Origin of the sequence: Pseudomonas simiae, assembly GCF_900111895.1 — a bacterium.
GTDB classification, from domain to species: Bacteria; Pseudomonadota; Gammaproteobacteria; order Pseudomonadales; family Pseudomonadaceae; genus Aquipseudomonas; species Aquipseudomonas simiae.
Genome location: NZ_FOKB01000004.1, coordinates 580843 through 603040, shown reverse-complemented (window position 1 = coordinate 603040; position 22198 = coordinate 580843). Strand labels below are relative to the sequence as shown.

Genomic DNA, 22198 nt, shown 5'->3' with positions numbered 1-22198 from the left:
GTAGTTTAAAGCCGTTCAAGTTCGTTTAATAAAGAGATGAGCGTGTCACCTCTTGAGGTGTGCCAAATAGGAGCATGCATTCAAATGAGTGGAATCGGTTCGCGTTTGAGGCAAGAAAGAGAGCGACTTGGCCTGTCGCAAAAAGTCTTTGGTGAAATAGGCGGCGTTGAAGCCAACGCACAAGGCAAATACGAAAGTGGAGGGCGCGTGCCCAAGGCCGACTACTTGTCGCGTGTTGCCGAGAGAGGCGTTGATGTGTTGTACGTGCTGACCGGCGTGATTACGCCGATTCAACTGAAAAACCTCAGCCAGATTGAAGAAAAGGTACTGGGTGACTACCGCGTAATGTTCAAGGAAGACCAGGCTGCTATACGCCGCTTGACGGCAACCCTGGCCGAGCACTCCATTTTGCAGAGTAGAAAAATCAAGCCGCAGCCCCGGAATTCCTGACCTATTGCCCAGCAAATAGAGCCGTTCGCCACTCGGTGGATGGCTACTGTGTGTTCAAACTCTATATATATGACGCTTGCAGCTAGGTCTGCGCCTTGGTTTTTTGCTAAGGTGTTCAGCAACCTATAAGACCATATCGCGAGGTGTCTGCTTGATTAGGGTGCTAGTAGTCGATGACCATGATCTCGTTCGTACAGGCATTACACGAATGCTGGCTGACATCGATGGCCTGCAAGTAGTCGGCCAGGCCGAGTCCGGGGAAGAGTCCCTGATCAAGGCCCGGGAGTTGAAACCCGATGTGGTGCTGATGGACGTCAAGATGCCTGGTATCGGCGGTCTTGGCGCCACGACCAAATTGTTGCGCAGCCATCCGGACATCAAAGTCGTGGTGGTGACTGTGTGTGAAGAAGACCCGTTCCCGACGCGCTTGTTGCAGGCGGGAGCGGCGGGTTACCTGACCAAGGGCGCGGGCTTGGCGGAGATGGTGCAAGCCATTCGCCTGGTGTTTGCCGGCCAGCGCTACATAAGCCCGCAGATTGCCCAGCAATTGGCGATCAAATCCTTCCAACCCGTCAGCGACTCACCGTTCGATGTGCTGTCGGAGCGGGAAATCCAGATCGCCTTGATGATCGTCGGTTGCCAGAAGGTGCAGACCATCTCCGACAAATTGTGCCTATCGCCCAAAACCGTCAACACCTACCGCTATCGCATTTTCGAGAAGCTCGCCATCAGCAGTGATGTTGAATTGACCCTGCTCGCGGTGCGCCACGGCATGGTGGACGCCAGCGCCTGACATGAGCACACCGTTTGATCCAAGTGCCTTTCTCTCAACCTGCAGTGGCCGCCCCGGCGTGTACCGCATGTTCGACAGCGAGGCGCGCCTGCTGTATGTCGGCAAAGCCAAGAACCTGAAGAACCGCCTGGCGAGCTACTTTCGCAAGAGCGGTCTCGCGCCGAAAACCGCCGCGCTGGTGGCGCGCATCGCCCAGGTCGAAACCACCATCACCGCGAATGAAACCGAGGCGCTGCTGCTTGAGCAGACGTTGATCAAGGAGTGGCGCCCGCCCTACAACATCCTGCTGCGCGACGATAAATCCTACCCCTACGTGTTTTTATCCGACGGCAACTTCCCACGGCTGAGCATTCACCGTGGCGCGAAGAAGCAGAAGGGCAAGTATTTCGGCCCGTACCCGAGTGCCGGCGCGATCCGTGAGAGCCTGAGCCTGCTGCAAAAGACCTTTTTTGTGCGCCAGTGCGAAGACAGTTTCTACAAGAACCGCACCCGGCCGTGCCTGCAGTATCAGATCAAGCGCTGCAAGGCGCCTTGCGTGGGCTTGGTCGAGCCGGCCGAGTACGCCGAGGATGTGCGCCACTCGGTGATGTTTCTGGAAGGGCGGAGCAATGCCCTCACCGATGAACTGTCCGGTGCCATGGAGCAGGCCGCCAGCACCCTGGACTTCGAGCGCGCCGCCGAGCTACGTGACCAGATCTCACTGCTACGCCGCGTCCAGGACCAGCAGAGCATGGAGGGCGGCACCGGCGACGTCGATGTGATCGCGGCCTTCGTCAACCCAGGCGGCGCCTGCGTGCACCTCATCAGCGTGCGGGGTGGTCGGGTACTGGGCAGCAAGAACTTTTTCCCACAGACCGGTATCGACGAGGACGTGGCCGAAGTCATGGCGGCCTTCCTTGGGCAGTACTACGTCAGCAGCCCCGAGCGCGATTTGCCGTCGGAGCTGATCGTCAACGTGGTGCATGAAGACTTCCCCACGCTGATCGAGGCGATCCACGAACTGCGCGGCCGTGAGCTGGACATCAGCCACCGCGTGCGTGGCACCCGCGCGCGCTGGCAGCAACTGGCGGTGACCAACGCCGAACAGGCCCTGAGTGCGCGTCTGGCCAATCGACAGCACGTCGCCGCACGCTTCGATGCCCTGGCCGAAGTCCTCAACCTGGACGAACCGCCGCAGCGCCTGGAGTGCTACGACATCAGTCACTCCAGCGGCGAGGCCACCGTGGCGTCGTGCGTGGTGTTTGGTCCGGAAGGGCCGATCAAATCCGATTACCGGCGCTACAACATCGAAGGCGTCACTGCCGGCGATGACTACGCGGCCATGCACCAGGCCCTGACCCGGCGTTTCAGCAAGCTTAAGGACGGCGAGGGCAAACTCCCGGATATCCTGCTGGTGGACGGTGGCAAGGGCCAGTTGTCGATGGCGCGTGACGTGCTCAACGAACTGGCAGTGCCCGACCTGATCCTGCTCGGCGTGGCCAAGGGCGCCACGCGCAAAGCCGGTTTCGAGACGTTGTACTTGAATGATGCCGCCCATGAGTTCACCTTGAAGGGCGACTCACCTGCGCTGCACCTGATTCAACAGATCCGTGACGAAGCCCACCGTTTCGCCATTACCGGTCACCGCGCCCGGCGTGGCAAAACCCGGCGAACCTCAACCCTGGAAGGGGTGGCGGGCGTCGGGCCGACACGGCGACGCGACTTGCTTAAACATTTTGGTGGCTTGCAAGAGCTATCCCGTGCCAGCATTGACGAAATAGCCAAAGCACCCGGTATCAGTAAAAAGCTCGCTGAGTTGATTTATGCGAATCTGCATAGCGAATAGAATGCCTTTCCACCTCGTAGCCAGTTGTGCCGATGAATATCCCTAATCTGATCACCGTTCTACGCGTCCTGCTTATTCCGATTTTCATTCTGTTGTTCTATTTGCCGTACGAATGGAGCTATGCGGCCTCCAGTTCCGTGTTCGCCTTCGCGGCCGCCACCGACTGGCTCGACGGTTATCTGGCCCGGCGCCTGGAGCAGAGCACGCCGTTTGGCGCGTTCCTGGACCCGGTGGCTGACAAGCTCATGGTGGCCGTCGCCCTGGTGTTGCTTGTGCAAGAACACGGCAACCTGTGGCTGACCCTGCCCGCCGCCGTGATCATCGGCCGTGAGATCGTCGTTTCCGCCTTGCGCGAATGGATGGCTGAAATCGGCGCTCGCGCCCACGTGGCCGTTTCCAACATGGGCAAATGGAAAACTGCTGCGCAGATGCTTGCGCTGGTCATCCTGCTAGCCAACCCGTCGCACTTCACCTTCTGGGTCCTGCTGGGCTACGCCTTGCTGCTCGTCGCGGCCGGCCTGACCCTGTGGTCCATGCTCCAGTATTTGCGTGCTGCCTGGCCACATCTGCGCACCACTGTTGAAAAGAAATAAAACTTTTTTGAATCAAAGGGTTGACCGCTTCTGATAATTCTATAGAATGCGCATCACCAAGTCGCGGGAATAGCTCAGTTGGTAGAGCACGACCTTGCCAAGGTCGGGGTCGCGAGTTCGAGTCTCGTTTCCCGCTCCAAACACAAAGAAAAAGCCACTCAATAGAGTGGCTTTTTTTTGCCTGTAATTTGGCTTTTCTACAGGGACCTTCAGCTCGCGCCTGGTGTTGGGCTCCGTGCTTAAACCTCCTGGTATCCAGCGACAGTGATTTCACTCGACTGGCGTCGCGTCTCCGGGAGGGGCGGCACACGGTTTATGGGCTCGGCGAAGCGAAAACCCCACCGCCGTTCGTGCCGGCCTGCGACAAGTATCATTTATACCGAGTTGCTCCGCGAACACGCGTCCGCCTTGAGCAGCAGCGATACACGGGCCGTAGTGCTTTCGGTAAACGTCAAGCCGACCCCGTCGACTTGATTAGTGGCATAATGATTTCACGTGTTTCTCAGTGGACGCATGGATGCCATGTTCAAGACGCTTACTTTTCTACTGCTGTTGATCTCTATCACGGGCTGCCAGAGCCTGACCCGACCCGCCGACTACAACGCTCCACTCGTTGGCCTTCGCTGTATGTGGATCGCCGGCCAGAAGCCGTTTGAGCGAGATAATCTGCGGTATATCGAACGCTACGCGGGTTATGGAAATGCCACGTGCAAGGCCATGCTGGGCAAGTTGTATCAGGAAGGCGGCTACGGCGTCGATCAAGACTTCGGCCAGGCCCATGCGCTATTCGTCGAGGCCGCCCAGCTTGACCCGGCTGTGAATGTGCTCTTGGGGCAGATGGCCGAGCGCGGTGAGGGTGAGCCGGTGGACTATGTCAAGGCACGTGAGTTTTACCGCCTCTCGGGCAAGAACGCCGTGTTGCAACTGGGGCGACTCATGGAGGAGGGCAAGGGTGGCCCGCAGGATTTGCCGGGTGCGCTGGCGCTGTATCTGGATGCGGTCGAACGCTGCCGCGATGACGCCTGGGAGGCGATGAACCGTCTGCGTAGAGCAGGGCAGCCGCTCAATGAAAGCCAGGCCCAGCGTTATCAGCAACTGTGGATGAAAGGTTTCGTCAGTTTGCAGACGCGACGTCTGGCGGTAGGGGAAGTATTCGAGGCCGTCAATGCCTCGGGTGCAGCCAAGACCGTGACGTTGGCGTATCGCTTCAAGTCGGACAGTGGCCTGCCCCAGGTGACGATGGTCAAGGGCTCGGGCGATGCCAATGTGGATCAGTGGATCATGAAGGCCGCGGCGCGAATCACCATGGGCGACTCGGCGCCATTGACTGACAGCTCGGGTGAGATGGAGATCAAATCACCCTTGGTTTTTCCTCCTCAAGACACGCCACGCACGTCACACCTGAATTGGATCTGCGGCAGGAAACCCTGTGCTTGATTGCGTCTTCGCTATCGTTTGAGGGTACGTAATGTCTCGTTCTCATCACCGGATGATCATGCTGGGCGTTGTCCTGATGCTGTCGAGCACGATCAGCCTGGCTGCCAATACGCCTTGCTCAGGTCGCAAGGGTGGGATTGCCGGTTGTGATGGGGACGTATTCCTGTGCAACGACGGCTCCATCAGTGCCTCGAAAAGAAGTTGTCTGGCCTACACCGGTAATCAGCAGTCACGGCCCGCGTTGCAACCGCTGCAAGGTCGTACGGGCAGCTGCGGCTGCGGCAGTGGTACTTACTGCACCGGCCCGCGGGGTGGGGTGTACTGCCTCACGCCCGCCGGACAGAAAAGTTACCGGCGGCGTTGATATCTATCCCACAAGTGTCCGGGCATTCTTTGTGTCCAGAGGCTCGAATGGCTTACACACGTGACCGATTCAAGGCGGCTGAATGGGTGTCGAGGGGCGGATAAATACGCCGGCCGGCAATGCTGGTGTGAGGCGCAATCATCAATCAACGGCTGTCTTTGCGCGATGAATTGAGGGTTGCCCTTCACCGCCTTCACTTGATAGCTACGACTCGATCAACTCCCGCACTCGCGCCGTCAAGGTGTCTATCGCAAACGGCTTGGTCAGCACCTGCATCCCCGGCCCGAGGCTGTTGTCGCCGATGATGGTGCTTTCGGCATAGCCGGTGATGAACAGGGTTTTCAGCGCCGGCCGTACTTCTCGGCCAGCATCGGCCATCTGTCGACCGTTCATGCCGCCGGGCAGGCCGACATCGGTGATCAGCAGGTCGATATGCACGTCGGAGCGCAGGATCTTGAGGCCGGTAATGCTGTCGCTCGCTTCGATCAGGCTGTAATCGAGTCCGCCCAGTACATCCATCAGCAGGGTGCGCACACTGGGTTCATCGTCCACGATCAGGATGGTCTCGCCGCGCTCGGCCGGGGTGGCGCTGGTACTGTCCAGTTCAGGATCGGCCTCGATGGCCTGCCCCTGGTAGCGCGGCAGGTAAAGGCTGATCGCCGTGCCGCGCCCGACCTGCGATGCAATCCGTGCCTGCCCGCCGGATTGCTTGGCGAACCCGTAAATCATCGACAGCCCCAGGCCGGTACCCTGGCCGATGGGCTTGGTGGTAAAGAACGGATCGAACGCCTTGGCCATGATTTCGGGCGTCATGCCCGTGCCGGTGTCGCTGACTGTCAGCGTCAGGTATTCCCCTTCGGTCAAGTCGTGGGCGCTGGCGGTGGCAGCATCCACGCATACATTGGCGGTTTCAATGCGGATACGCCCGCCGTGGGGCATGGCGTCCCGAGCGTTGATGCACAGGTTCAGCAGGGCGTTTTCCAACTGGCTGGCATCCACCAGTGTCGGCCATACGCCGCTGGCACCGAGGGTGTCGACCGTGATGCTGGGGCCTACCGTACGCTGGATAAGTTCGCCCATGCCTTCCATCAGCACGTTCACATCGGTTGGACGTGGGTCCAGGGTCTGCCGGCGCGAGAACGCCAGCAGACGATGGGTCAACGCCGCCGCACGCTTGGCCGCACCCTGTGCGGTGCTGATGTACTTGTCCACTTCTTGCCAGCGCCCTTGTGCGATGCGCAGCCCGGTAAGTTCCAACGCCCCGGAGATACCTGCGAGCAGGTTGTTGAAGTCATGGGCGAGGCCGCCGGTCAATTGGCCCACGGCTTCCATTTTCTGTGACTGGCGCAGTTTTTCTTCGGCCTGGATCAATTCGACGGTGCGCTCGGCCACGCGTTGTTCCAGGGTTTCATTCAGGGCGCGCAGTGCGGCAGTCGCACGGTCGCGCTCAGCCTCGACAGAGCGGCGACTCTCCACATCGATGACCACGCCCGGCAGCGTCAACGGTGTGCCATCTTCGGCAAGGTCAACGCGCCCATTGGCTTCGATCCAATAATATCGACCGTCATCGCGACGCACGCGGTACTGGTGGGCGTAGGCGCCACCCCGGGCAATCGCAGCATGGATGGCCGTGGTCAGTCCCTCCCGGTCTTCCGGGTGTACCGAGGTCATCACTTGCGCGAGGCTAAGGCCCTCATGGCCCAAGGCTGGGTCCACGCCAAAGGCGCGGGCGAAGGCTTCATCGATGCTGAAGCGGTCGCTGGGAATGTCCCAGTGCCAGGTGCCGATGATTGCGCCTGCAGCCAGCGCCAGTTGCACACGCTCCACGTTTTGCCGCGCCACTGCCTCGCTGATGCGCAGACGCTCCTCGGCGTTGCGGCGTTCAGTGACGTCGCTGAAGATAATTGCGATTTGCCGGTCAGCCGGATCACCAACGCGCACCGCGCGTACATCGAACCAGCGCTTGAATGCTTCGGCATAGCTTTCGAAGGTTGCCGGCTCACCGGTCTTGGCCACGTGCCCGTAGGTCTCGAACCAGAACTGTTCCAGGTCCGGCGCGAATTCGGTGACCCACTTGCCGCGCAGGTCGACCCCGGCTTGATGCTCGAAGGCCGGGTTGGCTTCGACGAAGCGGTAGTCGATCGGTCGGTCATCGGCGTCAAACTTGACCTTGACGATGGCGAACGCCGACTCGACCGTCTCCAGGATTGTGCGAAAGCGTTCTTCGCTCTGACGCAGTGCGGTGTGCTCAACGCGCATGCTGGACAGGTCGAGCACCGCCTGGCGGTAGCATGCTTGCGTTTCATCCACAGAGCGCTGCGCCGCGCCATTGCCAGGTGAACCTGACAACGGATCAAGGCCTGCGCCTTCCAGCAGGGCACGCAAATGCAGGACTTGCGCCTCCAGTTCTGCACGAGTCAGGTTTTTCACTGCTGTTTCCATAGACGAGTTAGAGGGGCTCCCAGCCGCTGTATGACCGGCGCCCCTGTCACAGGGTTCAATTGTTGCGGCGCGCGGCATCCCGGCAAGTAACGTCGGGTTTTCCGTAGCTGGCTACTCTTTCAGGTCTGCATCGCGCAGGCGCACATCACCTGTCGCAGCACTGTCCTTGCCGGGGCCTCGACCCCACTGTAGTGCGCCGGATGCGCAGCAGGTCTTGGTACGCTTCAGCGCGTTTCGTCTCGGCCACCCGCTTGGCTTCAGAAAAACGCAGCCAGGCATCGGCATCCGCCAGGCTAGTGTCAATGATGTCGTAGGCGGCTTTCTCCAATCGATCTGCTTCGTAGAACAGTTCGGCATTCCTTGCGAGTTCGTCCGGGACGAAGGGTGTCGATGCTTCACGCGTGTTCGCGGCCATGGCCTTTACCTCAAGGTCGTCGTAGGCGAGCGCGGTGAAGGGCGCCTAGGGTGCCGGGTTCGTAGCTCGCACAAGAACTGACACAAGCCGTTCTTGTGTCTGGGGTCCTGCTTAATGGAGAGGTAAAAGCGCAGAATCGTTCAAGTTAGTGCAAGGTTGGGGGCGTTGAGCCTTCAAACTGCCCAAGCGATGGGTCGGGCAGGGCGTACAGGAAATGTACGTCGATGTACATTCCCTGTGCGCTGCACGTCTTGCGGTGTAGAGTGGCGTGCAATTCCCTGGCAAAGGTAACCCCCGGATGTCGCACACCGCAAAACCGCGAGGCAAGGCCCAGGACACCGGCTGGCGAGGCTCGGTCGACGTGTGGCTGGACGCCGCTTACGCCGCCTTGAAAGAGTCCGGCATCGACGCCGTACGCGTCATGCCACTGGCCAAGCAATTGGGCTTGTCGCGTACCAGTTTCTATTGGTTCTATGAGGACCGCGAGCAATTGCTCGCCGCCTTGCTGACCCGCTGGCGCGACAAGAACACCGGCAACCTGGTGCACCAGTGCGAACGTTATGCCGAGAGTATTTCCGAAGCCATCCTCAACGTCTTCGAGTGCTGGTTGAACCCGGAATTGTTCGACTCGCAATTCGAATTTGCCGTACGCAGTTGGGCGATGCAATCGGCGGACGTCTCGGCAGAAATCGCGTTGGCCGATGACACCCGTATCAACGCGCTGACCGGTATGTTCCGGCGTTTTGGCTACGATGAAGAGGCGGCCGATGTGCGTGCCCGGACCATCTACCTGACGCAGATCGGCTATATCTCGATGAACACCACCGAGGATGTGGTGGTGCGGTTCCGGCGTATTCCCCAGTATGTCAGCGTGTTCACCGGCAAGGCGTTGAAGCGGCGTGAACTGGACCGCTTCTATGGGGCATTTGGCTACGCCGAAACCGCACCGGGCGTATTTGAGCTTTTTTAGAGGTCCTTGACCAAGCGCAACGCATCGTAGATCGCCGCATGGGTATTGCGTGCGGCCACCGCATCGCCGATCCGGAACAACTGGAAGCGGCCCTCGGCGTGGGTCACGATATTCTGCACGTTGCCGGCAATCAAATCGTGCTGCTCGACCGCGCCGCCGTTGCTGGAGTGCGCGCGCAGGTCGAAGTACAGGTCGTCCAGCGGAACCGTGCCATGGTTGATCACCACCTGGTCGACCACCCGCTGTTTGTGCACCGTGCCGTAGTCACTGCCAAAACGGGCGACCAGCCGACCGTCGCGTTTCTCCACCGACTCGACCCGATAGGTCACGGTAAAGATCACGTCCAGGTCCTGCAGGCTGCGCATGTAGGGCACCAGGTTCATGGCCATGACTTCCGGGGCGAACGCGCGGTCCGGGGTGACGATTTCGACGCTCGCGCCGCTTTGCGCAATCACCTCGGCGGCTTGCAGCGCGGCATGGTCGCCGGCATCGTCGAAGATCAACACATGACGCCCCGGTTTGACGTCGCCGGAAATGATGTCCCAGGTCGACACCACCAGTTCATTGCCCTCGGCGAGCACCTCGGTATGGGGCATGCCGCCGGTGGCGACGATTACCACGTCCGGCTCATGGGCCAGCACCGTCTCGGCCTCGGCCCAGGTATTGAAGTGGAATGTCACGCCAAGGCGTTCGCACTGGGCCATGCGCCAGTCGATGATGCCGATCATTTCGCGACGCCGCTCGCTCAGGGCAGTCAGGCGGATTTGCCCGCCGGGCCGGTCTGCCGCTTCCAGTACTGTCACCTCATGGCCGCGCTCGCCGGCAACCCTTGCGGCTTCCAGCCCGGCCGGGCCCGTGCCGATAACCAGCACTTTGCGCTTTACGGCCGCCTTGGGAATGTCGTGGGGCATGCTGGTTTCCCGGCCGGTCGCCGCGTTGTGGATACAGTAGGCAGCGCCACCCTGGTAGATGCGGTCCAGGCAGTAGTTGGCGCCGACACAGGGCCGGATATCTTCTTCACGCCGCTCGATGATCTTGCGCACGATATGTGGGTCGGTCATATGGGCGCGGGTCATGCCGACCATGTCCACCTTGCCCGATGCGATGGCGTAGCGTGCGGTGGCGACGTCCGGGATTTTCGCCGCGTGGAAGGTGGGGAATCCGGTGGACGCGCGGATCTCGCCGGCAAACTCCAGGTGCGGCGAGTTGCGCATGCCCTGGATCGGAATCACGTCGGTCAGGCCCGCGTCCGTATCGATGTGCCCGCGCACCACGTTGAGGAAGTCCACCAGCCCGCTGTCCTTGAGCATGTGCGACACCTGCAGGCCTTCGTTGGCGGTGAACCCGCCTGGCAGCGCTTCGTCACCGGTGTAGCGCACGCCCAGCAGAAAGTCTTCACCGACGCGCTGGCGAATGCCGCGCAGGACGTCGAAGGTAAAGCGCATGCGGTTTTCCAGGGAACCACCGTAAGGGCCCTCTAGCTCGTTGGTCAGTGGCGACCAGAACTGGTCCATCAAATGACCGTAGGCTTGCAGTTCCAGGCCATCCAATCCGGCCGCTTTCATACGCTCGGCGGCGTCGACGTAGTCCTTGATGATCCGCTCGATGTCCCAGTCTTCCAGCTTCTTCGGGAAGGAGCGGTGTGACGCCTCGCGGCGGTGCGAGGGCGAGACCACCGGCAGCCAGTCGGCCTTGTCCCAGCGTGTACGACGGCCCAGGTGCGTTAGCTGAATCATCACCGCCGCGCCGTGTTCGTGGCACTCATCGGTCAGGTCCTTCAACCAGCCGACCACCTCATCTTTGTACGCCAGCACGTTGTTGAACACCGGCGGACTGTCCCGGGATACGGCGGCGGAACCTGCGGTCATGGTCAAGGCCACGCCCGCCTTGGCACGTTCGACGTGGTAGGCGCGGTATAACGCCTGCGGCATGCCGTCCACCGGGTAGGCCGGCTCGTGGGCCGTGGTCATGATCCGATTGCGCAGGGTCAGGTGCTTGATTTTGTAAGGCTGCAGCAGGGGATCGCTGGACATTATTCTGTGCTCCGTAGTGGGCATCATCAGGCTCGGCGATCTGAAATTAGGATAAATGTACATAGGTGTCAATAATGGTCGACATACATGTACATTTTTATTGCGGGGCCCTGAACTCATCGCTAAGATCGGCCTCACCCCTTAGGAGGACGCCTGATGAATGCTCATGTGCACTATCGGAAAAAAGCCTGTGCCTACCTGCTCGGCCTTGCGCTGGGAGCCAGTGCGGCGGTGACCCAAGCAGAGGAAAAACCACCGGTCCGCATCGGTTGGGTGAACTGGTCCGACACGGAAATCACCGTCAAGATCGCCAGTACGGCCTTGCAAGAGCATCTCAAGCAACCGGTCAAGTTGGTGATGGCCGACATCGGCATCCAGTTCCAGGCGCTGGCCAACGGCAACATCGACCTGATTCCGATGGTCTGGCTACCCAGTACCCACAAGGCGTTCTACGACAAGTACAAGGACCGGCTCGAAGACCTTGGCGTGCTGTATGAAGGGCGAATCGGCATGGCCGTGCCCACCTCGGTGCCGGTTGCAGAAGTCGCCAGCGTGGAGGACCTGAACAAGCCTGGGATCCGCGAGAAGTTCGACGGCAAGATCTTGACCTCCGAAGTCGGCAACGGCCAGTACACGCTCACCGTCAAGGCGATCGAGGACTACAAGTTGACGGGCTACAAATTGGTGGGGTCTTCGGAAAGCGGCATGCTCAACGAGATGGACCGCAATCTCAAGCGTGACAAGTGGTCATTGGTCAACGCCTGGAGCCCGCACTGGATGTTCTCCAAATGGTCGCTGCGCTACCTGGAGGATCCCAAGCAGATCTTCGGCGGCGCCGAACAGATCCACGCCATGGCCCGCAAAGGCTTCAGCCAGGAACACCCCGAGGTGGCGTACTTCTTTGCGCATTTCTCCCTCCCCCAGGCCGACCTCGAAGCGTTGATGATGCAGGCGCGGGAGAGCACGGCAGACAAGGCGGTGGCGGCGTATTACGCGGCGAACAAGGCGCGTTTTGAGGGGATGTTCAATCCAGAACTGGTTTCCCGCACCCGGTAAGCCTGCTTATGCCTGCGACTTGAACATCGGCAAACGCGCCAGCATCCAGTCCAACAGCTCCTGGGCGGGGGCCGCCAACGGGCGTGCGGCCTTCACCAGCAATTTGGCTTCCACCCCCAGCAGTAGGGGATGATCGATCAGCACCGATGCCAGCTCGCCATTTTCGATCTCCCGAGAGGCCGCGAACTCCCCGGCCAGCGAGGCAAAGTCGCCGCTGGCAACCAGACGCTTGAGCGCCGCCAGCGAATTGCTGACCAGGGTCGGGCGCACCTGGATCTTCTCGGCATACTCAAGCAGGGTGATGGCGTGCCCGATGCCGAAGGTGGTGGGGGTGAGGACCAGCGGGCATTCGAGCACGTCCTGCACACTGGCCATGCTGCCGCGCACAGCCAATGGGTGGTCAGGGCGCACCAGCAACATCACCGGCTGCAAGGAGGCAGCGCGAAACTCAATGTGCGGGTGCGTCGGCGGGTTGTACGCCAGGCCAATGTGCGCACGGTTTTCAGCGACTTCGTTGAGCACATCCACCACCGGCAGGATATCCAGCGTGACTTCCAGTTTGGGGTACTGCTTGCAGAAAGGCGCGAGCACGTTGTCCACCAGCACATCGACATACCCTTCACTGATCACCACGCGCACATGGCCTTGCTGCAAGCCCTTGATCGCCTGCAACTGGTCTTCGAGTTTCTCCTGGTGTGAACGATAACCGCGCCAGAATTCAAGCAAGTGCGCGGCCGCCTCGGTCGGTTGTACGCCACGGGCCTGGCGCTCGAATAGCTTCGCGCCGAGTTCTTCTTCCAGCAGTTTGATCTGGCGGGTGATCACCGACGGCGAGGTGTTGATGCTGTCCGCCGCACCCCGGATAGAACCGTGCATCAGCACTTCATGAAAGTAGCGCAGGCGTTGTTGATTGATCTCTCGCATGAGGGTCACCGTCGTAAAGGTTGCGTTGCCTATAAAGCAACACTTCGCGAACTTAGTTGCTCTTGCTGGCGATAATGGCGCGGCGCACCATGGATTGGCAAGCCCGCAGCACCCACAAGAATAATGGGAGACACGTATGCCAACCGCTCCGGCACCCGCAACCAACGAGGCCATTGCTGCCCTCTACCACAAACTCAATTGGCGGCTGTTGCCGCTGTTGTTCATCGGCTACGTCTTCGCTTATCTGGACCGCATCAATGTCGGCTTCGCCAAGCTGCAGATGCAAAGCGACCTGGGCTTGTCCGATGCGGCGTACGGCGCCGGTGCCGGGATTTTCTTCATCGGCTACGTGCTGTTCGAATTGCCCAGCACCCTGATGCTGCCGCGCATCGGCGCGCGCAAAACCTTCAGTCGCATCCTGGTGCTGTGGGGCATCACCTCCGCCTGCATGCTGTTTGTGCGCGACGTGCCGACGTTTTATGCCATGCGCTTTTTGCTGGGCGTGTTCGAAGCCGGTTTTGCACCGGGCATGATCTATTACCTGTCCCGTTGGTACGGCCCGAACCGCATGGCGCGGGCGATTGCCATCGTGTTTATCGCCGGGCCCATGGGCGGCATCCTGGGTGGCCCGATTTCAGCGTGGCTGATCACCACGTTTGCCGGCGTCGGCGGCCTGGCCGGGTGGCAATGGATGTTCCTGATCGAAGGCCTGCCCTGTGTGTTTCTCGGCGTGCTCATGTACGTCGTGCTGTGTGATCGGCCCGCAGACGCGCCGTGGCTGAATGCCGCCGAAAAGCAGTTGCTGGAAACCGAACTGGGCACTGCGAGCGCGCGCGGCCATTCATTTCGTACCGTGTTGCGCGACCCCAAGCTATATGTCCTGGCATCGGCGTACTTCTGCATCATCTTTTCGATCTACGCCATGAGCTTCTGGCTGCCGGCCGTCATCAAAGCCCTGGGCGTCAACGACACCCAGCAGTTGGGTTGGTACGCCGCGTTGCCTTATGTCGGCGCTGCACTCGGTATGTATTGGATCGGACGGCGTTCGGACCGCCTCGGCGAGCGACGCCTGCACTGCGCCATCCCTGCTGCCACCGGTGCCGTCCTGCTGATCCTCTATCCCCTGGCAGGCGGCAACCTGCTGGTGTCGATGGCACTGCTGACCCTGTCGATCAGCATGATGTTCATGGCCTACACCGTGTTATGGGCGATGCCCTCCGAGCACATCAAGGGCGAAGCGGCCGCGGGCGGCATTGCCTTGATCAATACCATCGGACTGTCCGGTGGTTTCTGGGGCCCGGCCATGATCGGCTGGGCCAAAACCGCTACCGGTAGCCTCGACACGGGGCTCATCGCCGTGGGCTGTGTGTTCCTGTGCGCGGCCTTCGTGATCATCGCGACCACACCGCGAACACGCACCGGGCAGACGGGCGATTACATCCGCAGTCATTGAAACCAACGAGGAAACCATCATGCTTTTATACCTGTCGACCTGGGCCGAGATCGGCCAGTTCCTTGAGCGCAGCCGCACCATCGTGATTCCGATCGGCTCCAACGAGCAGCACGGCCCCACCGGTTTGTTGGGCACCGATTGGATGTGCCCGGAGATCATTGCGTGCCAGGCGCAAAAAAGCGCCGATATCCTGATCGCGCCAACGTTCAACATAGGCATGGCCCAGCACCACATCGGCTTTCCCGGCACGATCTCGCTGCGACCCTCGACGTTTATTGCCGCCATCGGCGACTGGGTGCACTCGCTGGTCGCCCACGGCTTTGAAAAGATCCTGCTCCTCAATGGTCATGGCGGCAATGTCGCCTCCATTGAAGCCGCATTCTCCGAGTTGTACGCCGAGGCAAGTTTCGCCCGGCGCCCTGCGGGATTCGCGCTGAAGTTATGCAATTGGTGGGACCTTGAAGGTGTCGGTGAACTGGCCAAGGAACAGTTCCCCACCGGGCACGGCATTCATGCCACACCGTCGGAGATAGCGGTGACCCAATGGGCCTACCCGGAGGCGATCAAAACCGCTGACTACTCGCCTCAAATCGCGCCCTGGGGCCCGATCCGTGAAGCCTTTGATTTCCGTGCGCGCCATGTGGACGGGCGCATGGGTTCAGACCCGGCGCAGGCCAGCCCGGACAAGGGACGTGATCTGGTGATGATGGCTGCGCGAGGTTTGATACAGGAAGTCGAAGCGTTCAGTAGTGAGCCGATGCCAACGCCTTACGCGAGAGGCTCAGGCGTATGAAAACCTGTCACGGGCCGCTCTCAACGCGTCGCGAACGGCATCGGTGCGCAACTGCAGTGTCATTTGCGTCTCGTCGATCACGATTTCCGCGACGATCAACACGCAGATCAGCGGCGCGGTTACGAACCAGTGGCACCAGCACTGGGTCGCCAGCGACACGGAAACGCCGATGATCCACAGCGCCAGCACCCACTTTGGCGCGTGCTGTTGCAGCGGCACCCAGAACCGTTGCAGCCTTTTCAGGCGGGCCGTGTGCAGGCGCAGTGACTCTTCAAGGAGTGACAGGGAAGGGCTCATGTTCACACTCGTTAAGTTATCCGGGCACGACTGGGGAGGGACTTCCCCAGCCACGACAAGTTGATGCGGTCAACTTCTATCCAATGCCCGCTTTGAGGTGCTGCGATGCAGCTTTTGAACGCAATGCACATACATTCGGCGTCCAACAGGACAAAGCATCGATAGCGTTGAATGGGTCTGAACAGCCTGGAAAAGATGTGCATGACGGGCCGGGTTTACTCAAAGGTTCCAACTGAGTTCGAACAGCGTTCCGCCGTTTTCCATTTTTCGACACGTCACCGCGCCACCATGGGCAATGGCAATCGCGCGCACCACCGCCAGGCCCAGGCCACTGCCGCCCTGGGCGCGTGAGCGAGAGTTTTCGCCGCGCTGGAAGGCTTCGAACAGGTGCGTCGCAAAATCCTCATCAATGCCAGGGCCGTCGTCGCGTACCCTCAGGTAGTGAACGCCGTCGCGCGTGCTCAGGTGCACATTGACGTTGCCAGGTGTCGCGTGCCGACGCACGTTGTCCAGCAGGGCCAGCAAGGCCTGGCGAATCCGTGCAGGGTCGCAGCGCAGGGTGCGGCGTTGCAGGTCCAGTTGCAGGGTAAAACCAGCAGCGGCCAGGCTGGGTTCGAACAGCCGCACATCGTCCTCAACCCCTGCGGCGAGGTCGGCGTCTTGCACGTTGACTTCCAGGTAGCCGCTGTCCCCCAAACCGACCACGCGCAAATCCTCGATCATCCGTGCCAGCCCTTCGACCTGCCCAAGCAGGCTGTAGAACTGCGCCGTGTCCGGCTCGAACACCCCCTCGGCCAAGCCTTGCAGGCGACCGCGCAGGATGGTCAGTGGCGTGCGCAGTTCATGGGCAATGGCTGCATTCCAGAATGCTTGTTCCTGTGCCATACGTTTCAAGCGTTGGGCCATGCTGTTGAAGTCATTCACCAAAATAGCCGCCTCACCGATGGACTCGTCGCCGGCCACGGCTTGCACATCGAGATCGCCGTCCGCCAGCTTGCGCAGGTTCTCGGCCACTGAGTTCAATGGCATCAGGATGCGCCGCGACAACTTGGTGGCGACAAATGCGCCGACGGCCAGGCTGACGCAGGTGGTCAAGCCCATCCACGCCCATTCGGCATTGGCCGGCATCCACTCGTCGACCTGCTCGTCCGGAAGTGGCCAGTAGGTCCAAAGCAGGGCGTAGAACACATAGGAGCCGATCACTGCCAGGGCGACCACGCACAGCACCACGACCGACATGGACAAGATGATCTGGCGGCTCAAACCATTGAATAGTTTCACGCGCCACTCCCGAACCGATAACCCACCCCGCGAATGCTCGCCGGCACGCCTTGCAGCCCAAGGTCTTCGATCTTGCGGCGCAACTTGCTGATATGGCTGTCGACTGTACGTTCCAGGCTGTCGCTTTCCGGCGAGCACAGCGCCAACAATTCCGCGCGGCTGAACACGCGTTTCGGCGCTCGGGCCAACTGGGCCAGCAGTTTGAACTCGGTGACGGTCAGCAGCAGCGGCAGGGCGTTGCCCGAGATGTTCACCGTGACCTGATGGCTCTCGATATCGATCTCAAACCCATCCACCCGCAACACGCTGGCGCTGACACCGGATGTGTAGTTGACGGAGCGCCGCAGCACCGCCTGGGTACGGGCCACCACCTCGGCCGGGTTGAACGGCTTGACGATGTAGTCATCGGCGCCGATACGCAAACCCATCAACTTGTCCATGTCCTGGTCCTGTGCGGTCAGCATGATCACCGGCGTGTTGCCGCGATGGCGCACTTCGGCCAGGACTTTCCAGCCATCGACATGGGGCATCAGCACATCCAGCAGCATCAGGTCTGGCTTGAGGCTCAGGTGCAGTTCCAGCGCGCGCCGGCCATCAAGGGCGTGGGCGGTACGGAAGCCGCTGCGCTTGAGATAGGCGATGAGGATATCCGCGATCTCGGGCTCGTCTTCGGCGATCAGCACCAAGGCCTGGTTCTCTCGGATGCTGTTGGGACGGGGTGTCGATGCGACGGGGTAATCGTTCATAGTCTGCTCGGTGAAGAGGCCTTGTCGTGATTGCCGCTCCATGGCCCACGCTGTCAGGTGTTGATCATAGCTTCTGGGTAAGGGCGCCCAACATCTGGTTGGCGGTGGAAATCACTTTGGAATTCATCTCGTAGGCCCGCTGCGTGGTGATCATATTGACCATCTCTTCAACCGTGCTCACGTTCGAAGTCTCCAGGGCGCGTTGCAACGTGGTGCCAAAGCCGTTGAGCCCCGGCGTGCCGACTTGGGGCGCTCCACTGGACGCGGTTTCCAGGAACAGGTTGTTGCCGATTGCCTGCAAACCGGCCGGGTTGATGAAGTCGGCGGTCTGCAGGTTGCCGATCACTTGCGTCGCGGAGTTGCCGGCCAGAGTGATGGACACCGTGCCGTCCTGGCCGACGGTGAAGGTCTTGGCGTTGTCCGGCACCACAACGGCGGGCTCCAGGACGAACCCGCTGGCGGTGACCACCTGGCCATTGGCATTCAGGTGGAAGGTGCCGTCACGAGTGTAGCCGGTGGTACCGTCCGGCTGCAGCACTTGGAAGAACCCTCGGCCATTAACGGCCAGGTCCAGCGGTTGTCCGGTGGTCTGCAGGCTGCCGGCGCTGAAGTTCTTCTGGGTGCCGACGATCTGTACGCCGGTGCCCAGTTGCAGTCCTGATGGCAATGCACTGTCCTGCGTCGACTGCGCGCCCGGCTGGCGCTTGATCTGATACAGCAAGTCCTGGAACTCGGCACGGTCGCGTTTGAAACCGGTGGTCGAGACGTTCGCCAGGTTGTTGGAAATGGTCGTCAGCTGGGTGTCCTGGGCCGACAAGCCGGTTTTTGCGACGTACAGGGCTGGAATCATGGGGTTCTCCGTGTGACCCGTTCAAGGGGGCACTGTGATGAACCTGATTGTGCGCAACCAACGTGCGCATTCATGGGAGGTTTTGTGGAGGAATGATGGAGAGGGCAGTTTTTTTCCGGCCATGCGCATTTAAGCCAGGCTCGATCAAACTCGCAGTAGAGCGCGCGGTCTGCGGTGGCAACGTTGTCGCTGTTTTGGGAGGCGCCGGTGTGCACAAGGGGGGTGGAGTTTTACGGGAGGTTCGATGGAGGGGGCGTGGAGCCGATGGGAAACGCAATCACAGGGGTTGGATAAATTTCACATACACCTGCTCAGGGTCGTGGTCGTCCAGGTTGTCGATCTGCCCGCTCGGCACGAATCCAGCCTTGGCAAGCAGCGCCTGGGCTGCGGTGTTTGACGCATTGGTCGACGCAAACAGCTTGGGCGTCTTGCATGCCGCCTGTGCCGCGGCCAGCAATCGCAGCGCCACACCTCGACGCTGGTGCGCCGGCGACACGACGACCAGCGCCACAAAGCCGTGATCGAAAAAGTCATGGGTCAGCACCAGGTAACCGGCGCATCGGCCAGCGGTGTCGACGGCAACCAGGCATTGTTGGCGAATCACAGCATCGTGGATGAACACGCGACGATGGGTGTGAGCGGTTGCGTAGGTGTCCAGTTCGATCAGGGCACGCACGTCGTCGGGTGTGGCTTGGCGAATGGGATCTTTCGCGTGGTTGCTGTCGTTAGGCATTGGAAGCGTCCTGCCAGTGTTGGAGTGCTGCTTTGACAGAGCCTACTCCATGGGTTGCTGACCTGGAAACACCCTTCCTTTCCAACGTTGCCTTCTGGCTTTTGCGCAGCCTCATGTCGATATCAGACCAATCTATGCCGCTCCCAGGCTATTTTCGATGAAGTCAGGCCGCGTAAGGTGACCCATCATTAAGAAATGATGATCGCCTGACTCTTCAGTCAGTACGCCCTAACGTCGATCACCGAGAACAACAAAAACAATGAATAGCCTGAATTCCAACGATTCCAACGGCCAGTTGGCGCAAGGCTTCAAGCCGCGTCATGTGACCATGCTTTCCATCGCAGGCATTATCGGCGCGGGGTTGTTTGTCGGTTCCGGGCATGCGATTGCGGCGGCGGGGCCGGCGGTACTCCTGGCTTATCTGTTCTCCGGCACACTGGTGGTGCTGGTGATGCGCATGCTGGGGGAGATGGCGGTGGCCAATCCTGACACCGGGTCTTTCTCGACCTATGCCGACCAGGCCATCGGTCGCTGGGCCGGGTTCACCATCGGTTGGTTGTACTGGTGGTTCTGGGTGCTGGTGATCCCTATCGAGGCCCTGGCCGCCGGGCATATCCTCAACCAGTGGTTCCCGCAGATCGACGCTTGGCTGTTTGCCTTGTTGTCGATCTTTTTGTTGGTGGTCACCAATTTGTTCAGCGTGTCCAAATACGGCGAGTTCGAGTTCTGGTTCGCCATGGCCAAGGTCATTGCGATCATCGCTTTCATCGGCCTAGGCTTTGCGGTGCTGATGGGCTGGATTCCCGAGCGGGAGGTCAGCGGGTTGAGTCGGTTGATGGAGGAACACGGTGGGTTCGCGCCCAACGGGCTGTCGGCGGTGGTCGGGGCCTTCATCACCATCATGTTCAGTTTTATCGGCACGGAGGCGGTCACCATCGCGGCGGCCGAGTCCAGCAACCCCGCGCAGAACATCGCCCGGGCCACGCGCTCGGTGATGTGGCGCATCGGTGTCTTCTACCTGCTGTCGATCTTCGTGGTGATTTCCGTAGTGCCATGGAATGACCCGTTGCTGGCGTCGGTCGGGTCTTACCAGCGTGCACTGGAACTGATGAACATTCCCCACGCCAAGTTGCTGGTTGACGTGGTGGTGTTGATCGCCGTGGCCAGTTGCATGAATTCCTCCATCTACATTGCCTCGCGCATGCTGTTTTCCCTGGGCAAGCGTGGGGATGCACCCGCACTGATGAAGAAAACCTCGGCGGCCAGTGTGCCGCGGGCTGCGGTGATTGCCAGCACCATCCTGGGCGCGGGCGTAACCCTGTTCAGTTACTTCGCGCCGGCCGGGTTGTTCCAGTTCCTGCTGGCCAGTTCGGGTGCCATCGCCTTGCTGGTGTACCTGGTGATCGCCGTGTCCCAGTTGCGCATGCGCAAGATCCTGCGCCAGCGCAACGTCACGTTGACCTTCCAGATGTGGCTGTTTCCCTGGCTGACCTGGCTGGTCATCGCGTTCATCTGTGCCGCATTGACGGTGATGCTGGTAACGCCTGAACACCGATTTGAAGTGTCATCGACCATCGGCCTGGCCCTGGTGATTTCCCTGGTCGGTTTGCTGACTGCACGACAGCCGGAACGCACGCAAAAAACAGTGGGCGCAGCCTCACAGCTATGAGTGGCCGCCCTGTAAGCAGCATCGTGTTCCTGCTGCTGGACCAGTTCACCCTGATGTCACTGGCTTCGGCGGTCGAACCCTTGCGCATGGCCAACCAGCTGTCGGGCCAGGAGCTCTACAAGTGGCACACCGCGAGTTCGGACGGTAACCCCGTGTGGGCCAGTGACGGTGTGCCCATCACCCCAGAGGGTTCGATATTCAGCGTGCCGCCGGCCGACATTGTGATTGTCTGTGGTGGCATTGGCATCCAGGGCACTGTGACCGGCGAACTGGTCAAGTGGTTGCGCGGCCAGGCGCGTTACGCCAAGCGACTGGGCGGTATCTGCACCGGTAGCTTTGTGTTGGCACGGGCCGGCTTGCTGGATGGCTATGAATGCAGTGTGCATTGGGAATGGTTGGCGGCCATGCAGGAGGCCTTTCCACGGGTCACCGTCAGCTCCAGTCTGTTCAGCCTTGACCGGGACCGTCTCACCAGCTCGGGCGGCACAGCGCCCTTGGACATGATGCTGCACCTGATTGGTCGTGATCACGGGCATGAGCTGTCGGCGGCCATCTCCGACATGTTTGTGTACGAACGGATTCGCAACGAGCAGGACCATCAGCGCGTGCCCCTCAAGCACATGCTCGGCACCCAGCAGCCCAAGTTGCAGGAAATCGTGGCGTTGATGGAGGCCAACCTGGAGGAGCCGATCAACCTGGATGAGCTGGCCGCGTATGTCGCGTTGTCCCGTCGCCAGCTTGAGCGCATGTTCCAGAAATACCTGCACTGTTCGCCTTCGCGCTATTACCTGCGGCTGCGGCTGATCCGTGCGCGGCAGTTGCTCAAGCAGACGCCCATTTCCATCGTGGAGTTGGCGGTGCTTTGCGGCTTTGTGTCCACGCCGCATTTCTCCAAGTGCTACCGCGAGTACTTCGGCGTGCCGCCCAGCGACGAACGCTCGATCACCGACAGCGAGCGAGCCACCGTGATCAAGCCGGTGATGCACGCGTTGCCTACCCCCGTGCCCATGAATGTAATGGAGCAGGCGCGGGGCGAGGCAACGTTTGCCAGTGTGAAAAACCTGAAGTCCTGAA

The 22198-nt window shown here is 60.5% G+C and carries 21 protein-coding genes, 1 tRNA gene and 1 pseudogene; 14 read left to right on the top strand and 9 right to left on the bottom strand.

All coding sequences use genetic code 11. The features are described from left to right. The first annotated feature begins 84 nt into the window (after positions 1 to 84). The 8 genes and pseudogenes from BMZ57_RS16150 to BMZ57_RS16115 all read left to right on the top strand — a co-directional run bounded on the left by BMZ57_RS16150 (position 85) and on the right by BMZ57_RS16115 (position 5462). Positions 85 to 450, top strand: a complete 366-nt coding sequence (locus BMZ57_RS16150) for a helix-turn-helix domain-containing protein (RefSeq protein WP_010211278.1) — start codon at positions 85 to 87, stop codon at positions 448 to 450. Between the two features lie 151 nt (positions 451 to 601). Then, positions 602 to 1243, top strand: a complete 642-nt coding sequence (gacA, locus tag BMZ57_RS16145; RefSeq protein WP_010211277.1) for a response regulator transcription factor GacA — start codon at positions 602 to 604, stop codon at positions 1241 to 1243. A 1-nt stretch (position 1244) separates the two neighbouring features. Continuing rightward, entirely contained in the window at positions 1245 to 3068 is a 1824-nt protein-coding gene (uvrC, locus tag BMZ57_RS16140; RefSeq protein WP_010211276.1) for an excinuclease ABC subunit UvrC, read from the top strand. 32 nt (positions 3069 to 3100) lie between these two features. Further along, positions 3101 to 3661: a CDP-diacylglycerol--glycerol-3-phosphate 3-phosphatidyltransferase gene (pgsA, locus tag BMZ57_RS16135; protein ID WP_010211263.1), complete on the top strand. Its 561-nt coding sequence runs from the start codon at positions 3101 to 3103 to the stop codon at positions 3659 to 3661. Positions 3662 to 3724: 63 nt separating this feature from the next. Then, a tRNA-Gly gene (locus tag BMZ57_RS16130) sits at positions 3725 to 3800 on the top strand. A 49-nt stretch (positions 3801 to 3849) separates the two neighbouring features. Then, positions 3850 to 4023: pseudogene (locus BMZ57_RS30050) on the top strand (NYN domain-containing protein); the annotation flags it as partial. Positions 4024 to 4183: 160 nt separating this feature from the next. Next, entirely contained in the window at positions 4184 to 5098 is a 915-nt protein-coding gene (locus tag BMZ57_RS16120) for a tetratricopeptide repeat protein (protein WP_181195576.1), read from the top strand. 52 nt (positions 5099 to 5150) lie between these two features. After that, entirely contained in the window at positions 5151 to 5462 is a 312-nt protein-coding gene (locus BMZ57_RS16115; protein WP_021493365.1) for a YdcA family protein, read from the top strand. Between the two features lie 204 nt (positions 5463 to 5666). On the opposite strand, the gene BMZ57_RS16110 is transcribed toward BMZ57_RS16115, so the two are convergent. Continuing rightward, positions 5667 to 7892 carry an ATP-binding protein gene (locus tag BMZ57_RS16110; protein WP_010211260.1) on the bottom strand — a complete coding sequence of 742 codons (2226 nt, stop codon included), beginning with the start codon at positions 7890 to 7892 and terminating at the stop codon, positions 5667 to 5669. Positions 7893 to 8049: 157 nt separating this feature from the next. Then, complete coding sequence (locus BMZ57_RS16105; RefSeq protein ID WP_010211259.1) at positions 8050 to 8319, bottom strand: hypothetical protein; 270 nt, start codon at positions 8317 to 8319, stop codon at positions 8050 to 8052. Between the two features lie 298 nt (positions 8320 to 8617). Here BMZ57_RS16105 and BMZ57_RS16100 point away from each other — a divergent pair, with 298 nt between their 5' ends. Continuing rightward, positions 8618 to 9289: a TetR/AcrR family transcriptional regulator gene (locus BMZ57_RS16100; RefSeq protein WP_010211258.1), complete on the top strand. Its 672-nt coding sequence runs from the start codon at positions 8618 to 8620 to the stop codon at positions 9287 to 9289. On the opposite strand, the gene BMZ57_RS16095 is transcribed toward BMZ57_RS16100, so the two are convergent. Then, positions 9286 to 11322 (bottom strand): NADH:flavin oxidoreductase, encoded by a 2037-nt coding sequence (locus tag BMZ57_RS16095; protein ID WP_010211257.1) that lies wholly within the window; start codon positions 11320 to 11322, stop codon positions 9286 to 9288. The two genes, BMZ57_RS16100 and BMZ57_RS16095, sit on opposite strands and share 4 nt — an antisense overlap. A 156-nt stretch (positions 11323 to 11478) precedes the next feature. Here BMZ57_RS16095 and BMZ57_RS16090 point away from each other — a divergent pair, with 156 nt between their 5' ends. After that, positions 11479 to 12378 carry a glycine betaine ABC transporter substrate-binding protein gene (locus tag BMZ57_RS16090; protein WP_021493363.1) on the top strand — a complete coding sequence of 300 codons (900 nt, stop codon included), beginning with the start codon at positions 11479 to 11481 and terminating at the stop codon, positions 12376 to 12378. A gap of 6 nt (positions 12379 to 12384) precedes the next feature. Here BMZ57_RS16090 and BMZ57_RS16085 read toward each other — a convergent pair whose 3' ends face one another. Beyond that, entirely contained in the window at positions 12385 to 13302 is a 918-nt protein-coding gene (locus BMZ57_RS16085) for a LysR family transcriptional regulator (RefSeq protein WP_045792299.1), read from the bottom strand. A 136-nt stretch (positions 13303 to 13438) separates the two neighbouring features. Between BMZ57_RS16085 and BMZ57_RS16080 the strand changes: the two genes are divergently transcribed. Together BMZ57_RS16080 and BMZ57_RS16075 are read left to right on the top strand one after the other, a co-directional pair. After that, entirely contained in the window at positions 13439 to 14755 is a 1317-nt protein-coding gene (locus BMZ57_RS16080; RefSeq protein WP_069672700.1) for an MFS transporter, read from the top strand. 19 nt (positions 14756 to 14774) lie between these two features. After that, the gene (locus tag BMZ57_RS16075) at positions 14775 to 15548 is read left to right on the top strand and encodes a creatininase family protein (RefSeq protein ID WP_010211253.1); all 774 of its coding nucleotides are present in this window, start codon (positions 14775 to 14777) and stop codon (positions 15546 to 15548) included. Here the strand turns inward: BMZ57_RS16075 and BMZ57_RS16070 are convergent. The 5 genes from BMZ57_RS16070 to BMZ57_RS16045 form a co-directional block, all read right to left on the bottom strand. Further along, a complete protein-coding gene (locus tag BMZ57_RS16070; protein WP_010211252.1) occupies positions 15537 to 15845 on the bottom strand; it encodes a hypothetical protein in 309 nt (102 codons plus the stop codon). The two genes, BMZ57_RS16075 and BMZ57_RS16070, sit on opposite strands and share 12 nt — an antisense overlap. Positions 15846 to 16064: 219 nt before the next feature. Then, a complete protein-coding gene (locus tag BMZ57_RS16060) occupies positions 16065 to 17126 on the bottom strand; it encodes an ATP-binding protein (protein ID WP_021493360.1) in 1062 nt (353 codons plus the stop codon). Then, a complete protein-coding gene (locus BMZ57_RS16055; RefSeq protein WP_069672699.1) occupies positions 17123 to 17872 on the bottom strand; it encodes a response regulator in 750 nt (249 codons plus the stop codon). The genes BMZ57_RS16060 and BMZ57_RS16055 overlap by 4 nt, the downstream gene beginning before the upstream one ends. A gap of 64 nt (positions 17873 to 17936) precedes the next feature. Next, entirely contained in the window at positions 17937 to 18722 is a 786-nt protein-coding gene (gene flgG / locus BMZ57_RS16050) for a flagellar basal-body rod protein FlgG (protein WP_069672698.1), read from the bottom strand. Between the two features lie 277 nt (positions 18723 to 18999). Beyond that, positions 19000 to 19455 (bottom strand): GNAT family N-acetyltransferase, encoded by a 456-nt coding sequence (locus tag BMZ57_RS16045; protein WP_010211248.1) that lies wholly within the window; start codon positions 19453 to 19455, stop codon positions 19000 to 19002. A 259-nt stretch (positions 19456 to 19714) separates the two neighbouring features. Here BMZ57_RS16045 and gabP point away from each other — a divergent pair, with 259 nt between their 5' ends. After that, positions 19715 to 21124 (top strand): GABA permease, encoded by a 1410-nt coding sequence (gene gabP / locus BMZ57_RS16040; RefSeq protein WP_010211247.1) that lies wholly within the window; start codon positions 19715 to 19717, stop codon positions 21122 to 21124. Then, entirely contained in the window at positions 21121 to 22197 is a 1077-nt protein-coding gene (gene gbdR / locus BMZ57_RS16035; protein WP_069672697.1) for a choline metabolism transcriptional regulator GbdR, read from the top strand. Before gabP ends, gbdR begins: the two co-directional genes overlap by 4 nt. Position 22198: the final 1 nt, after the last annotated feature.